Annotated in this window: 9 protein-coding genes; 2 read left to right on the top strand and 7 right to left on the bottom strand. The window is 67.2% G+C overall.

Going from position 1 to position 13,965, the window contains the following annotated elements; translation table 11 throughout:
- The first annotated feature begins 59 nt into the window (after nucleotides 1-59).
- The gene (locus tag BJL86_RS01195) at nucleotides 60-398 is read left to right on the top strand and encodes a VOC family protein (RefSeq protein WP_067471550.1); all 339 of its coding nucleotides are present in this window, start codon (nucleotides 60-62) and stop codon (nucleotides 396-398) included.
- Nucleotides 399-505: 107 nt separating this feature from the next.
- Here BJL86_RS01195 and BJL86_RS01190 read toward each other — a convergent pair whose 3' ends face one another.
- The 5 genes from BJL86_RS01190 to BJL86_RS01170 form a co-directional block, all read right to left on the bottom strand.
- Complete coding sequence (locus BJL86_RS01190) at nucleotides 506-1,108, bottom strand: superoxide dismutase (protein ID WP_075844762.1); 603 nt, start codon at nucleotides 1,106-1,108, stop codon at nucleotides 506-508.
- 149 nt (nucleotides 1,109-1,257) lie between these two features.
- Entirely contained in the window at nucleotides 1,258-1,749 is a 492-nt protein-coding gene (locus tag BJL86_RS01185; protein WP_067471708.1) for a flavin reductase family protein, read from the bottom strand.
- A 143-nt stretch (nucleotides 1,750-1,892) separates the two neighbouring features.
- Nucleotides 1,893-3,386 (bottom strand): acyl-CoA carboxylase subunit beta, encoded by a 1,494-nt coding sequence (locus BJL86_RS01180; protein WP_067471717.1) that lies wholly within the window; start codon nucleotides 3,384-3,386, stop codon nucleotides 1,893-1,895.
- Between the two features lie 133 nt (nucleotides 3,387-3,519).
- Entirely contained in the window at nucleotides 3,520-8,538 is a 5,019-nt protein-coding gene (pks13, locus tag BJL86_RS01175; protein ID WP_198034335.1) for a polyketide synthase Pks13, read from the bottom strand.
- Nucleotides 8,539-8,778: 240 nt separating this feature from the next.
- A complete protein-coding gene (locus BJL86_RS01170; RefSeq protein ID WP_082908375.1) occupies nucleotides 8,779-9,471 on the bottom strand; it encodes a TetR/AcrR family transcriptional regulator in 693 nt (230 codons plus the stop codon).
- Nucleotides 9,472-9,593: 122 nt separating this feature from the next.
- Between BJL86_RS01170 and BJL86_RS01165 the strand changes: the two genes are divergently transcribed.
- Nucleotides 9,594-10,583, top strand: coding sequence for an NAD(P)H-binding protein (locus BJL86_RS01165; protein ID WP_067472558.1), 990 nt, complete (start codon nucleotides 9,594-9,596; stop codon nucleotides 10,581-10,583).
- Nucleotides 10,584-10,617: 34 nt separating this feature from the next.
- Here BJL86_RS01165 and BJL86_RS01160 read toward each other — a convergent pair whose 3' ends face one another.
- Nucleotides 10,618-12,009 (bottom strand): FAD-dependent oxidoreductase, encoded by a 1,392-nt coding sequence (locus BJL86_RS01160; RefSeq protein ID WP_067472579.1) that lies wholly within the window; start codon nucleotides 12,007-12,009, stop codon nucleotides 10,618-10,620.
- A gap of 249 nt (nucleotides 12,010-12,258) precedes the next feature.
- Nucleotides 12,259-13,848, bottom strand: a complete 1,590-nt coding sequence (locus BJL86_RS01155) for a molybdopterin-dependent oxidoreductase (protein ID WP_082908376.1) — start codon at nucleotides 13,846-13,848, stop codon at nucleotides 12,259-12,261.
- Nucleotides 13,849-13,965: the final 117 nt, after the last annotated feature.

The following is a 13,965-nucleotide window of genomic DNA, read 5'->3' as shown; positions in this document are numbered from 1 at the left end:
CAGGCGCACCTCACCCCGATTCGTGATCGGCGTCACTTTCGATCCGTAGTCTCGTACGCATGAGTGCTTTTTCGAGCGTTGTCGCCGTCATGATCGTCCGCGAGCTAAACACCGCGCTGCCGTGGTACCGGTCGCTTCTGGGGGATCCGGATCTCACCCCGATGGAAGGGGTGGCCGAATGGAAGATCGCGGACAATGCCTGGGTGCAGGTGTCGGAAGAACTCGAACGAGCGGGCGGATCCAACGTCATCCTCCAGGTCGACGATATCGAGGCGGCGCGCCGGGAGGTCGATGAGAAGGGGATCACGACCGGGGAGATCGCCGACTACGGATTCGTTCGGGTTCTCGACCTTTCCGACCCGGACGGCAACCGCGTATCCCTGGTGCAGGACGCGTAGCTCCAACCCGCAGACACGGCTGCGCCCTCCGGCACCTGTGGTGCTGGAGGGCGCAGCGTGTTCCGCTGTGTGCTTGCCCTGACCAGGGCGAGCGGGGCGGGGTGTGGTTATGCCTTGGCCGCGGCGTAGCGGGCAGCGACGTCGTCCCAGTTGAATACGTCCCACACGGCGTTGACGTAGTCGGCCTTGACGTTCTTGTACTGCAGGTAGAACGCGTGCTCCCACATATCGAGCATGAGCAGCGGGGTCAGGTTGACCGAGATGTTGCCCTGCTGATCGGTGAGCTGCTGGATGACCAGGCGGCCACCGATGTGATCGTAGCCCAGCACGGCCCAGCCCGAGCCCTGCAGCGTCAGCGCGGCAGCGTTGAAGTGGGACTTGAACTTCTCGAACGACCCGAAGTCCCGGCCGATCGCCTCGGCGAGCTCGCCGGTCGGCTCTCCGCCACCATTGGGGGACAGGTTCTTCCAGAAGATCGAGTGGTTCGTGTGCCCACCGAGGTGGAACGCGAGGTTCTTCGACAGCAGCGGGGCCTTCGACGAGATCGACCCATCCTCACGGGCCTCCTCGAGCTGCGCGAGAGCATCATTAGCGCCCTTGACATAGGTCGCGTGGTGCTTGGAGTGGTGCAACTCCATGATCTCACCGGAAATAGCCGGCTCCAGAGCGCCGTAATCGTAATCAAGATCCGGAAGCGTGTACTCAGCCATAATCTAATCCTTTCGTCGATGTCGCGGGAGCCGAAGGAGGTTCCGCGTGGTGGCCGAATCCCTCGGCCGACATCCCCCAAGGTAGGACTTCAACCACGCTTGAAGTCAAAGGAATTGTGAGTTATATCACTTATGCCGTCCGGGGTGGCTCAGAGAATGCGCGCGCCCGCGGTGCTGAAGAACGTGCGGTCCTGATAGACGAGCCGCCCCTCGGCGGGGCCGGGAATGGAGTCCAGTATCTCGGCGGCGATCATCCGCGAATCCCCGACCGCCACGGACTCGAGAGTCCGTGCGCGGAACGCGTGCGGGGCCGAACGCAGGTACGGCTCGCCCGACGGAAGTCGGTCCCATTCCTGGTCCTCGGTGAACCGCCGACCGTCCGAGTGCGCGAATGCCTTCGCCAACTCGGCATGTGATTCGCCGAGTAGGTGGATGACGTAGCTCGGCGCGGAGATCACCTTTCCCGCCGATCCCGTCGTGCGACTGAACGAGAACGCGACGGCGAGCGGATCAAGGGAGAGCGACGTCAGACTCGACAGCGTTAATCCCACGGGCTCTCCGTCCACCGTGGCGGTGATCAGGGCGACCCCCGCCGGGTGGGTCCTGAAGGCGGCGCGGAAATCTTCCATCGTGGCTGACATACACAGATCCTTCGCACATTGTGGCTCCGCCGCCGCGTGGTGCGACGGTGTGCTCGCTGGCTACTTCCGACACCCCGACACTAGGACTTCAAGCGCGCTTGAGGTCAATTCGGCGGCCTCGGCCCGCGAGGAGGCACCGAGGATTACAGCGGCATGACCGGATGCTTGCGCGGCATGTCGAGGCGCTCCTTGTCCTTGAGCTGCGCGAGCGCCTTCCGCAGGTGGAGGCGAGTATCGGCGGGCTCGATTACGGCATCGATGTACCCGCGCTCGGCGGCCGTGTACGGGGTCGCGACGAACTCGTTGTACATGTTGATCAGGTCCTGGCGCAGCTTGGGCCCGTCCTCGCCTGCCTCCTCGATCTGGCGGCGCTGGAGCAAGTCCACCGCACCTTCTGCACCCATGACGGCGATGCGTGCGGTCGGCCAGGCGAAGTTGATGTCGCCGCCACCGAGGTTCTTCGATCCCATCACGGCATAACCACCGCCGTAGGCCTTGCGCACGATGACCGTGACCTTCGGCACCGAGGCGTCGACGATCGCGTAGAGGAACTTCGCGCCACGGTGGATGATGCCCATGCGCTCCTGTTCGACGCCCGGCAGATAGCCGGGGATGTCGACGACGCAGACGATCGGCAGGCTGTAGGCGTCGCAGATCTGCGCGAAACGGGCGGCTTTTTCCGAGGAGTCGACATCGAGGCAGCCGGACAGATGCATCGGCTGGTTCGCGATGATGCCGACCGGGCGTCCATCGACGCGCGCGAACGCGGTGATGATGTTCGGCGCGAAGTCCGAGGACAGCTCGAACACGTCGCCGTCATCGAACATACCGAGCAGCACGTCGTGCATGTCGTAGGCGGCGTTATCGGAGTCCGGGATGATCGCGTTGAGCGACAGATCGGACTCGGTGCGCTCGGGCTCGATCCCGGCGTTGATACGCGGCGCCTCCTCGTGCGAGGTCGACGGCAGGAACTGCAGCAGCTCGCGCGTCCACTCGAGCGCCGCCGCCTCGTTCTCGGCGACATGGGTGACGTTGCCCGCGTGGGCTTGCGCCATCGCGTTGCCGAGCTCCTCGATGGAGATGTCCTCGCCGGTCACCGCCTTGATGATGTCGGGGCCGGTGATGAACATGTATGCCTGCTCACGGTCGGCGACGACGAAGTCCGAGCACACCGGCGAATACACGGCGCCACCGGCGCATTTGCCGAGCATCACAGAGATCTGCGGGACCACACCGGAGGCCTGGTACTGCCGCTTGCCGATCTCCGAGTAGTACGCGAGCGAGGTGACCGCATCCTGCACGCGCGCGCCGCCGGAGTCGTTGATGCCGATGATCGGGGCGCCGGTCTTGATGCCGAGCTCCATAATCGCGCACACCTTGCGGCCGAAGCCCTCGCCGAGTGAACCACCGAACACGGTGACGTCGTGCGCGAAGACGACCACGGGGCGGCCGTAGATCGTGCCGCGTCCCGTCACCACGCCGTCGGTCGGCGGGTTCGAGGGATTACCGGGCGACTTGACCATGAGCCCGATCTCAACGAACGAGCCAGGGTCGAGCAGCGCGTTGATGCGGTCGCGCGGGGACGCCTTGCCCGCGGCGTCGCGGCGCGCCTTCGCGCGCTCGCTGCCCGGATCCATGGCGATGCGCGTGCGCTCACCCAGGTCCGCAAGCTTTTCGGCGGTGGTTCTCGCTGCCGTCACTTAAGGTTTCTCCTCGATTGATAGTGCTGAGCCCTCGGGCCTTCCGTCGCTCGTGGCGACGGGCGGCCTGTTAGTTCTCCTGTGGCGCGTCGAGCGCGGCAAGACGCTGGGAGAGGTGTTTGCCGATCGTGGCGACCTCCGGTTCGTCCACGATAGCCAAGTGATCCCCTCGGCACTGGACTACCTCCAGATCCGAAACATACTCGCCCCAGCCGCCGTCGGGATCGACCTTCGCGTACCGCGGCTCCAGCTCGATCGCGCCCTCGTGCATCCGCTCGGCGCGGTAGAGCACGAACGGGACATTGGAGCCCATGTCGGCGAAGTCGGCTTTGTCGAGGCCGGCGAGGATCTGGTTGTCCACGAAGGATGCGCGCTGGTGCTCGATCACACCGCCGCCCATCGAGTTCGCCGCGCCGCCGAGCGAGCCGAGCATCATCTCGAACAGCCCCTCCTCGCCGTGCTCACGCAGGTAGTCCTCGGGCACCTCGATGTCGAGGCCGTAGGTCTTACGCGCGAACTCGGCGTAGCGGCGCCACTTGGCCACGAGCTCATCGTCGGTGTCCGGGATCGGCTCCGACGGCTGCACCGTGTCGAGCAGCGCGACCAGGCCGACACTCGCGCCTGCCTCGCGCAGTTGGCGCCCGACCTCGAGCGCAAGCGCGCCGCCGAAGGACCAGCCGCCGAGCACAAAGGGCCCGTCGCCCGCGATCTCGCGCAGCACCGGAACGTACTCAGCGGCACGTTCGGCGAGCGAGCCTTCGAGGCGCTCGATGCCGTACACCGGAGTGCTCTTCGGCAGTCGCGCCACGAGCGGCTCGTACACCAGAGACGATCCACCCGCCGCGTGGAACAAGAAGACCGGCGTATGCGGCTGCCCGCCGTCATCGGCGGTGGTGTCGGACTTGCGCAGCACCCGGACGAATCCGTCGAGCTCGGCCTCGGTGTAGGGGCGAAGCAGGTCGGCGAGTTCGGCGACATTACCCACGCCCATGACGTCGGACGCCGAGATCTCCCCGCCGGTGCGCTCGCTCAGCCGCTCGGCCAGCGCCGATGCGTGGCCTGGGTCGACCTCGCCCACGGCGCCGAGAACGCCGGGCGCGGCCTTGCCGGTGACCATCGCCCACGCCCCGAACGCCATGCGCTCGGTGTCGTCGCGCGGTGCGACGTCCGCCTCGCCGGAGGTATCGGTGGGCGCGCCGGACTCGTTCTTGCTCGCCTCGTCGAGCGCGGCGACGTCGAGCGGCGCCCCGCCCGTGGCCTGGTCGCCTGCGAGCTTGTCGAGCTCGTCGCGGTTGTTGATCGCGTAGTCGACCATCCGGTTCACGTCGTCGAACGACGCATCGCGCATCGCCTGAAGCTCAAGCGGCGGGATCGAGAACGTGTGCTCGACGCGGTTCTTGATGCGCACCGCCATGAGCGAGTCGAGGCCCAGCTCGATGAGCGGGAGTTCGCGCGGCAGGTCCGAGGGGTCGTAGCCCATCGAGTTCGCGATGATCGCGGCGAGGCGCTCGGAGGCGGGCTCGCCCGAATTCGGGTCCCACTTCGACGACATGTCGACGACACCGTCGTCGGCGAGGACGTCCGTGCCGTCGTTGCCCGTGGATTCGGCGCCGGCGAGACCTGCGACCTCCGGCGCCTCGGCGCCTTGGCCGTCGTCGACCGGGCCCGCGACCGCGGCCTCGGCGAGCAGCTCGAACCCGGCCGCGCCGTGCGCGTGCACCTGGAGGCTCGCGCCGCCCGGATGCGGGGTCAGGGTCGTGGTGACGACGCCGGACGGCGGCAGCACGCCGGGCCGGTTGATCGCGGTGATGTGCGCCCCGGGCGCGACGACGGCCGCGGCCAGCCCGATGAGCGCATCTACGCTGGGCACAACGTGCGCCTGCACCTGCCAGGCGTGGCGCCCGTCGGGAAGCGCGACGTGCGCACCCGGCATCGCGCCCTCGCTCGATCCGCCGCCGATGGTGACCTTCGGCCACAAGCGCTTGCGCTCGAAGCGGGTGCCCGGGACCGGGGCGTACCCGCGTGCGGCGGGAATCGCGGCGTCGGGCGCCGCAGAGGCGGGCCCGAAGATCATGTCGACGACGGCGCCCATGTCGATGGGGTGGCCGTGGACGTAGTGCGTGGCGAGCGCGGCGAGGAACGAGTCGACCTCGGATTCTTTGCGCTTGAGGGTGTGCACCAGCGCGGGCTCGGTGAGGCCGGCATCGAACACGGTCGCCAGGACGCTCATCCCGGCCACCGGGTTCGCGTTGAACTCGGCGAATGTCGTGTATCCCGCCTCGACGGCGGTGCGCACGGCCTGGGTGAACCACACCGAGTGCCGCATGCCCTTGACCCAGTAATCGGTCGCGTGGACGGGCTCGTGGCCGGCCGGGTAGAAGGTCTCCTTGTCGACCGAGGAGAACAGGCCGACCTCGAGCGGGCGCGCGTCGAGGCCCGCGAGCTCTGCGGCGAGATCGCCGAGGAGCATGTCGGTGTCCGAGGTGTGGCCGGCGCCGCGCACCTGCAGCTGACGGGCGAACTTGCCCTGTTCCTCGACCCACGCGACGAATTCGGCGACGGGCTTGGCGCGTCCGCCGACCGTTGTGTGGGTCGGCGCCGCGTAGACGGCGGGCTCGATCGAGGCGAACTCGGGGTGCTCGTCGATGATCTTCGCGACATCCTCCGCCGAGTATTCGACGAGCGCCATCGCGCCGGCGTCCTCGTCGGACACCGCCGACTCGGCCTCGCCCATGAGGCGCGAGCGCACGCAGATCACGCGGACGGCCTCCTCGAGCGGCAGCCCACCCGAGGCGTACGCCGCGGCGACCTCGCCCATCGAGTGGCCGATCACCGCGCCGGGGGCGACACCGAGGTCGCGGAAGGTGTTGATCAGCGCGACCTGGATCGCGAAGATGCCCACCTGCGAGTTCTCGACCTCGTAGGTCTGCGAATCGTCGAGCACCATTTCCACGATCGAGTAGCCGGCCTCGAAGTCGATGAGCTGGTCGACCTCATCGAGGTGCCGGCGGAACATCGGGTTCGCCGAGTACAGCTGCTTGGCCATCTTGCGGTGCTGGGCGCCGAAGCCCGAGAACACCCACACCGCGCCGCTGGAGGCCGGCGCGTCCGCGGACAGCACCCCGGGCGCCTCGATGCCCTTGGCCAGCGCGCGCAGCCCCTCGACGAGCTCGGTGCGCGTGCGTGCGAGCACCGCGCCGCGCGAGCGGGCGTGGTTTCGCCGTGCGAGCGTGCGGGACACCGCGGCGAGGTCGAGGTCGTCGCCCTGGGTTTCGAGCCAGTCGGCGAGCCGCGTCGCGGCCTTGCGGCGGCGCGAGGGCAGCGAGCCGGACACTACGAAAATAGAGGCGGGCTCGGCGATGTCCTCGAAACGCGCGCCCGCGTCGGCCTTCATGGACTCGGCAATCGAGCCCGATGCAGCGGTCGCCGTGCCGGTTTCGGCATCTCCGCCGTCATCGGAAGAACTTTCGGTGTCGGCGGGCGCGGTGTACTCCGAGAGCACGACGTGCGCGTTGGTGCCGCCGAAGCCGAAGCCGGACACGCCGGCGATCGCGGAGCCCGAGTAGCGCGGCCACGCCGCCTTCTCGGACACGACCGACAGGCGCGCGGCGTCGAAGTCGATGTAGGGGTTGGGGCCGGCGAAGTTGATGGTCGGCGGCAGCTCGTCGTGCTGCATCGAGAGCACGACCTTGAGCAGCCCGGCGGCGCCCGCGGCGGACTCGAGGTGTCCGAAGTTGGTCTTGGCCGAGCCGAGCAGCGTCGGGGCCTGGCCGGAGCGGCCGTTGCCGAGGACCGCGCCGAGTGCGTTCGCCTCGATCGGGTCGCCGAGGATCGTGCCCGTGCCGTGCGCCTCGACGTAGTCGACCGTGGTCGGATCGATGCCGGCGTCGGCGTACGCGTTGGCGAGTACCTGCGCCTGTGCCTCTGGGTTCGGGGCGGTCATGCCGTTGGAGCGACCGTCGGAATTGACCGCCGAACCGTTGATGACGGCGAGGATCGGGTCCCCGTCGCGCTCCGCATCGCCGCGGCGCTTGAGCACGAGGAGGCCGCCGCCCTCGGCGCGGCAGATGCCATCGGCGTCCGAGGAGAACGCCTTGATCCTTCCGTCCGGGGACAGCGCGGCGCCGGTCTTGGCGAAGCCCATCGTCGCGGCGGGGGCGATCATCATGTTCACGCCACCGGCGACGGCGACATCGGACTGCCCGGCGCGCAGCGACTGCACGGCTTCGTGCACCGCGACGAGCGCCGACGAGCACGCGGTGTCGAGGGTGAGCGACGGCCCGCGGAAGTCGTAGGTGTAGGACACGCGGCCGGAGATGATCGAGCTCTGCGAGCCCGTCACCGCGTACGGGGTCGCGGCCTCGGAATCGGCGGCGATCATCGACTGGAAGTCGGCCGAGGAGGAGCCGACGAACACGCCGACCTGCTCTCCCTTGAGCTCGTTCGCCGGGATGTGCGCGTTCTCCAGCGCCTCCCAGGTGAGTTCGAGCGCGAGGCGCTGCTGCGGGTCGACCATCTCAGCCTCGCGGGGGCTCATCCCGAAGAACTCGGCGTCGAAGTCCTTGACCTGGTCCTCGGCGAGCCACCCCGCCCGGCTGGGCGCCTCGGAGAGGATCTTTTGCACGTGCGCGTCCGCGGACCACTCCTGCCACCGCTCGGCGGGGCGCTCGGAGGTGCCGTCCTCGCCGGCGGCGAGCAGGTCCCACATGGACTGCGGATCGCCCACGCCGCCGGGGAAGCGCGCGGCGATGCCGACGATCGCGATCTCGCGGTCCTCCGGCGCACCGGTCACACCGACGGAGATCGAGGCGGCAACGGGCGCGACGGCATCCTCGGCGCCCGGCCCCTCGACGAGGTACTCGGCCAGCGTCGAGATCGATGGGTACTTGTAGGCGACGGTGGCGTCGAGCGTGCGCCCGAGCAGCTCCTCGAGCTCGCCGGACAGCGTCACCGCGTCGCGGGAGGACAGGCCATAGCTTTCGAGCGCGGAATCGTCGTTGATGCTCGCGACGTCTTGGCCGGTCGCGTCGGCGACCCATTTACGCAGCCAGTCGCGCACCTGTGCGACGGTCATCTCGTGCTCTGCCATTATGTGGCGGCCTCCAAACTTCCCCGTTGGGTGCATGCATTCGGGCGGTGACCCGGCCGAACCGTCGTACTCGTCTCAATTTAGCCGCACGCGTTAAACGTGACGCCCGGCACGGCGCACCGAGCCTCGATACGGCCTCGAGTTTATCGTCTCGTAACCTTCCCGACGTTACCCTCTGCCGACCTGCGGGGCACTTCCACATATGACGTCGGAGTCACGCAAAGTGTCTCGCCCCCACTTTCACCCGACGTCGAGAATGGTCGACAGCGCGCGAACCTGAGCGGCGAACATCGGTTCACGGATCTCGGCGTCCATGGGGCCCCATTGGCCGAACAGCTCGGCGGTTATCGCGCCGACGGTCCCGGACCACAGCGACGCCGCCACCACCATCGCGCCGGGGGATAGCGAAGTGCCGAATTGTTCCTGTTCGGTGACGAGAAATCGTTCGAGCCCCTCGTCGACCTCGAGCCCGCGGCCACTCGGCTCCCCCGCGGCCTGGCCCGCGATCTCCATAAATCGCGAGAGCACCCTTGTCCCGGGCTCGTTCGTCTGCTCGGACGGCGCGGCGTAGCCACGTACAGGAGTGCCGTAGAGCAGCGTCCACCTTTCTGGGTGCGCAGCCGCCCACCGGCGCATGCGTGCCGCAATCTCGATATATCGCCGTTTCGCGCTCTCGCCCGCCGACGCCTGGTCGTCGGCGTCCACGGCATCGCCGACGTCGTTATAGCAGTCCACCACCAGCAGAGTGAGCAGGTCATCGCGACTGGCCACGTACCGGTACACCGCAGACGACACGACCCCGATCTCCCGGGATACCTCGCGCAGACTCAGCGACTCGACGCCGTCGCGGTCGAGCTGAGCACGGCCGGCCTCGAGAATGCGCCGCATCATCTCCTCGCGCGCCGCCGCGCGCTTTCCGGCCTTCTCGACCACTGGCGACACCGCCTTCCGAAAATAGAGAGCACTGCTCTTGCAATTTAGCAGACTCGGGTGTTTACTCAACTTTAGAGAGCACTGCTCTCGTTTTCTCTCCCACTGGATCGGAGCCGTTCATCATGCATTACCTCGTCATCGGAGAAGGCCAGATCGGCCGCGAAATCGTCTCCGCCGCGCTGGAGCGCGGCGACACCATCACCATCTTCCGGCGCTCGGCCTTCGACGAATCCGCGAGCCGCGCCCGCTACGGCGCCGGCGCGGAATCGATCACGCGCATCGCGGGCGACGTCGCGGACTCAAGCGCGGTAGCAAGCGCCGCGGCAAGCACCGACGCGATCCTCGCGTGCTTCCACACCGAATACGACTCCCGCGCGTGGCGCCGCGACCTTCCCCGGCGCGAGCGTTCCGTACTCGACGCGGCGGCGCGGACGGGCATCCCCGTCGTGTTCCCGGAGTCGATGTACGGCTTCATCGGCTCGGCCCAGGACCTACGCGAGGGCGCGGAGTTCAGCCCGCGGGAGGACAAGGGCCGCATCCGGCAGGAGCTCATCGAGGCCCGCCGGGCGCACCCGGCGCGCACGGTCAGCGTCGTCGCCTCGGACCTCATCGGCCCGACGGGAATGACCGGCGGCGCGGCAGTCGCCTGCGCGACCGTTTTGCAGCCCCTCGCCGCCGGCTCGCGGCCGTTCATCCCGGGCGATCCGAATGTCCCCCATGCGCTCACCTTCACCCCGGACCTCGCCCGCGCGATGCTCGTCGCGGCCGACAACGCCGAGGCGTTGGCCGCAGACGAACAGGACGGTGTCGTGCATGCCCCCACCGACGTCGCCCGCACCTTCGCAGAGTTGGTCGAGTTCGCCACGACCGCGCTCGACGCCAAGCGCTACAAGGTGATCGCGATCCCCCGCGTCATCCTTCGCTGCCTCGGCCTCGCCGACCGCACGATGCGCGAGCTCTCGGCGATCTCCGATCTCTGGTACCGGCCCTGCTCGCTGGAGCCGGGAATCCTCACCACCGAATTTGGGCTCGAGCCGACCGACTGGGAGGACGCGGTGCGGGCAACCCTCGCGGCGGCGGACACGGCAACGCCGGGGCGGTCCTCGGTATGACGAGGTCCACCCCGGCGTCCGGAGCCATGCAGGATCAGGAGGCGTGCTCGCGCTCGTTCACCGAGGCGTTGAGCATGTCGTCGCGCTCAACGACCTTGACGCGCTCGCGCCCCTCGGCCTCTCCGAGGCTGCGCTCGTGCTCATCGAGTCGGTACCAGCCATCCCACGTGGTGTACGCGATCGATCGCGACTCGAGGAGGGCCTCGATTTCGCCTTCCTCCGGCGCGGACGGCGTATTGAGCGCGCCGTTGGCGAGGTCCTGGACGATGCACTCGACGGTCTCGTTCGCGTCGCCCTTGGTGTGGCCGATCAGGCCGACCGGCCCGCGCTTGATCCAGCCGGTGGTAAACACGCCCGGAATGTGGTTACCGCCCTCGAGGACGCGGCCGGCCTCGTTCGGGATCACGCCACCCTGGTCATCAAAGGGCACGTCCGGCAGGTTGTCGGAGTAGTAGCCGACGGCGCGGTAGACGGCTCCGACCTCCCAGTCGGTGGTCTCGCCGGTCGGCTTCACGTTTCCGGTGCCGTCGAGCTCGGTGCGCTCGGTACGCAGGCCGACAACCTTGCCGTCCTCACCGAGGATCTCGGTGGGATTCTCGAAGAAGTGCAGGAAGAGCTTGTGGATCGCGCCGGGCTTGCCCTCGCGAATCGCGTAGTCCTCGATGATCGAGGAGACCTGGTCCACCATCTTCACCGTGCGGCGGGCGGTGGCCGAGCCCTCGTCGTATTCGATGTCGCGCGGATCGACGATGACCTCGATATTCGGCGAGTGGTCGAGCTCGCGAAGCTCGAGCGGGGTGAACTTGGCCTGTGCCGGGCCTCGTCGCCCGAAGACGTGCACCTCGACGGCCTTGTTCTGCTTGAGGCCCTCGTACACGTTCGCCGGAATCTCGGTCGGCAGCAGCTCGTCGCCCGTCTTCGCGAGCACGCGCGCGACGTCGAGCGCCACGTTGCCCACGCCGATCACTGCGACCTTCTCCGCATCCAGCGGCCACGTCCGCGGGAAATCCGGATGCCCGTCGTACCAGGCGACGAACTGTCCTGCGCCGTAGCTGCCTTCGAGATCGATGCCCGGAATCTTGAGGCCCCGGTCGTCGGTCGCGCCGGTGGCGAAAATGGCGGCGTCGTAGTGCCGCTTCAGGTCCTCGAGAGTGACGTCGGAGCCGTAGTTGACGTTTCCGAACAGCCGCACCTGCGGCTTGTCCAGGACCTTGTGCAGCGCCTTGATGATGCCCTTGATGCGGGGATGGTCCGGCGCGACGCCATATCGAATGAGACCGAAAGGTGCTGGGAGGCGCTCGAACACGTCGATGCTGACGCCACGCTCCTTGGCGACATCGGACTTCATCAGCGCGTCGGCGGCGTAAATACCGGCGGGGCCGGAGCCGATCACGGCTACCCGCATTGGTCGTTCGGAGCTAGAAATGTCCTGCAACTCCTTCGCCTCCTTTAATTCCTTCGATCCAGACGTGTCACGCTTGTCGAGCACCTGCCGAGCGGGTTCGCTTCCCAAGCCCAATTTATCAAGTATGTGCAGGCTAAGCTAACACGACGAAAAGCAAATTGAAACTTGTTTCAATTTGCTTTCGTGGTGACGTGCATCACTAACTACCTGCGTGTTCGTTTTGTGTACGTCTAAATATAGACAAGTCTGTCTACTTTTGCCAGCTCGTCCCTAGCCGACAACTCGGAAGGTCCTGCTGTGCCAACCGGTCGCCCCGTCGGGCACGGTGCCTTGTCGGCGTTCTGTCTGCAGCTCGCCGTCGTTATCGGTCGCGCGAACGACGACGGTGTGGATTCCCGGGGTCGCATCCCATTCCCAGGACCACATTTGCCAGGTGTCCACCGAGTACGCAGCAGCGGTCTGCGCTTCCCGCCATGGCCCCTGATCGACCCTGACCTCAACCTTCGAGATCCCCCTGTGCTGAGCCCATGCGGTCCCCGCGATGACGTTGACGCCGGCGGTGAGTTCGGCCAACGGCGCCGGTCGGTCGATTCTCGAAGCGGTCTTGATCGGCCCCTTCTCGCCCCAACCTCTATCGGTCCAGTAGGCGCTCGCCTGGTCGAAGCGGGTGATTTCCCAGTCGACCACCCACTTGGTCGCCGACACGTATCCGTACAGTCCGGGCACGACCTGCCGGACCGGGTACCCGTGCTCGATTGGAAGGGGCTCTCCATTCATGCCCACGGCCAGCATCGCGTCACGGCCATCGGTCAACGCCGCAATCGGGGTTCCGCTGGTCCACCCGTCCGCGGAGGTGGACAACAGCATGTCCGCACCCGGCCGGACACCGACCTCGTCCAGGAGGTCGCGGATGGGAAAACCCGTCCATGTCGCGTTACCCGCTAGGCTTCCGCCGATTTCGTTGGACACGCATGTCAACGTAATGATGCGTTCCATCGCCATCCGGTCGTTGAGATCCTGCCAGCTCAGTTCGATTTCGCGGTCTACCATTCCGTGGATGCGCAGGCTCCACTCCTCCACGCTGATCGCGGGCAGCTGCAACGCGGTGTCGATCCGGTAGAAGTCCTCGTTCGGGGTGATAAACGCAGTGCCGTCTGACACGGGCGCCTCGACCTCGGGGCCCGGGCGAGGGGCCTGTAGCTTCGCGGCGACTGAAGGAAGCGCAATGCGCAATCGTTCGGCGGCGAGGTCACTCGCTTTTCTGGCGAGCCCGACCCCGAGACCGCCGATCGCCACCGTCAGTCCGGCGACCCCGCCGACAAAGGCGAGAAACGTACGCCTACTAGGCCCGGAGGGGTCTCCTCCCTTCGGGACGGGCGACCGAGCATCGGTCAATCGGATTCCGAAACGAAGAACGGCGATCCCCGCCGCACCGCCCACGATGGAGGGAATCGCCCACGCCCAGGTGGCCGTTGGCCGGCTCACGGCTGCGACGACGCCGGCCAACGCCAGGACACCGAGCAAGAGGGAGCCCCATGGGCGGGCCACACGTTCTGCCACACCGGCAGCTACGGCCAACACCGTGATCGCACCGATGATCCCGACGACAAGCGCGGGCTTGTCGGCCGTTCCGAAAGTACTGATCGCGAACTCGCGCATGGCAGAGGGAGCCTGCGCGACGATGGCATCGGCGACCGCTGCGACCGGCGAGGAACCGGCTGCGATGAGGAACGATAAAAGGTGACCCAGGGCAGCCACCATCATTGCCGCAAGTAGTCCGACACTCGCCCTCCGAACGTGTCGACCCACGCGTGCACCGCGGTTGCCGCCAGAGGACAGGCCGCCTGTCTCGTTACTCATTCCCGCTCCCTCTGTCTCCCGCTATCGCCTGCGTACGGAATTCGTAGGAACGCATTCTCCGGATGGGTGTGAGACTGCGAAACCCGTCGGTTTCCGGTCAATTTCTTCGGTCACCCA

The organism is Dietzia timorensis, assembly GCF_001659785.1.
GTDB lineage: Bacteria > Actinomycetota > Actinomycetes > Mycobacteriales > Mycobacteriaceae > Dietzia > Dietzia timorensis.
Note: the sequence above shows the minus strand (reverse complement) of the source record. Positions and strands in the feature narration are given on the sequence as shown.

Bases quoted from the DNA above. Each gene is read 5' to 3' on its own strand.
- pks13 (WP_198034335.1), bottom strand. From the start codon at position 8,538: ATGGCAGAGCACGAGATGACCGTCGCACAGGTGCGCGACTGGCTGCGT.
- BJL86_RS01195 (WP_067471550.1), top strand. From the start codon at position 60: ATGAGTGCTTTTTCGAGCGTTGTCGCCGTCATGATCGTCCGCGAGCTA.
- BJL86_RS01190 (WP_075844762.1), bottom strand. From the start codon at position 1,108: ATGGCTGAGTACACGCTTCCGGATCTTGATTACGATTACGGCGCTCTG.
- BJL86_RS01165 (WP_067472558.1), top strand. From the start codon at position 9,594: ATGCATTACCTCGTCATCGGAGAAGGCCAGATCGGCCGCGAAATCGTC.
- BJL86_RS01155 (WP_082908376.1), bottom strand. From the start codon at position 13,848: ATGAGTAACGAGACAGGCGGCCTGTCCTCTGGCGGCAACCGCGGTGCA.
- BJL86_RS01180 (WP_067471717.1), bottom strand. From the start codon at position 3,386: ATGGATCCGGGCAGCGAGCGCGCGAAGGCGCGCCGCGACGCCGCGGGC.
- BJL86_RS01185 (WP_067471708.1), bottom strand. From the start codon at position 1,749: ATGTCAGCCACGATGGAAGATTTCCGCGCCGCCTTCAGGACCCACCCG.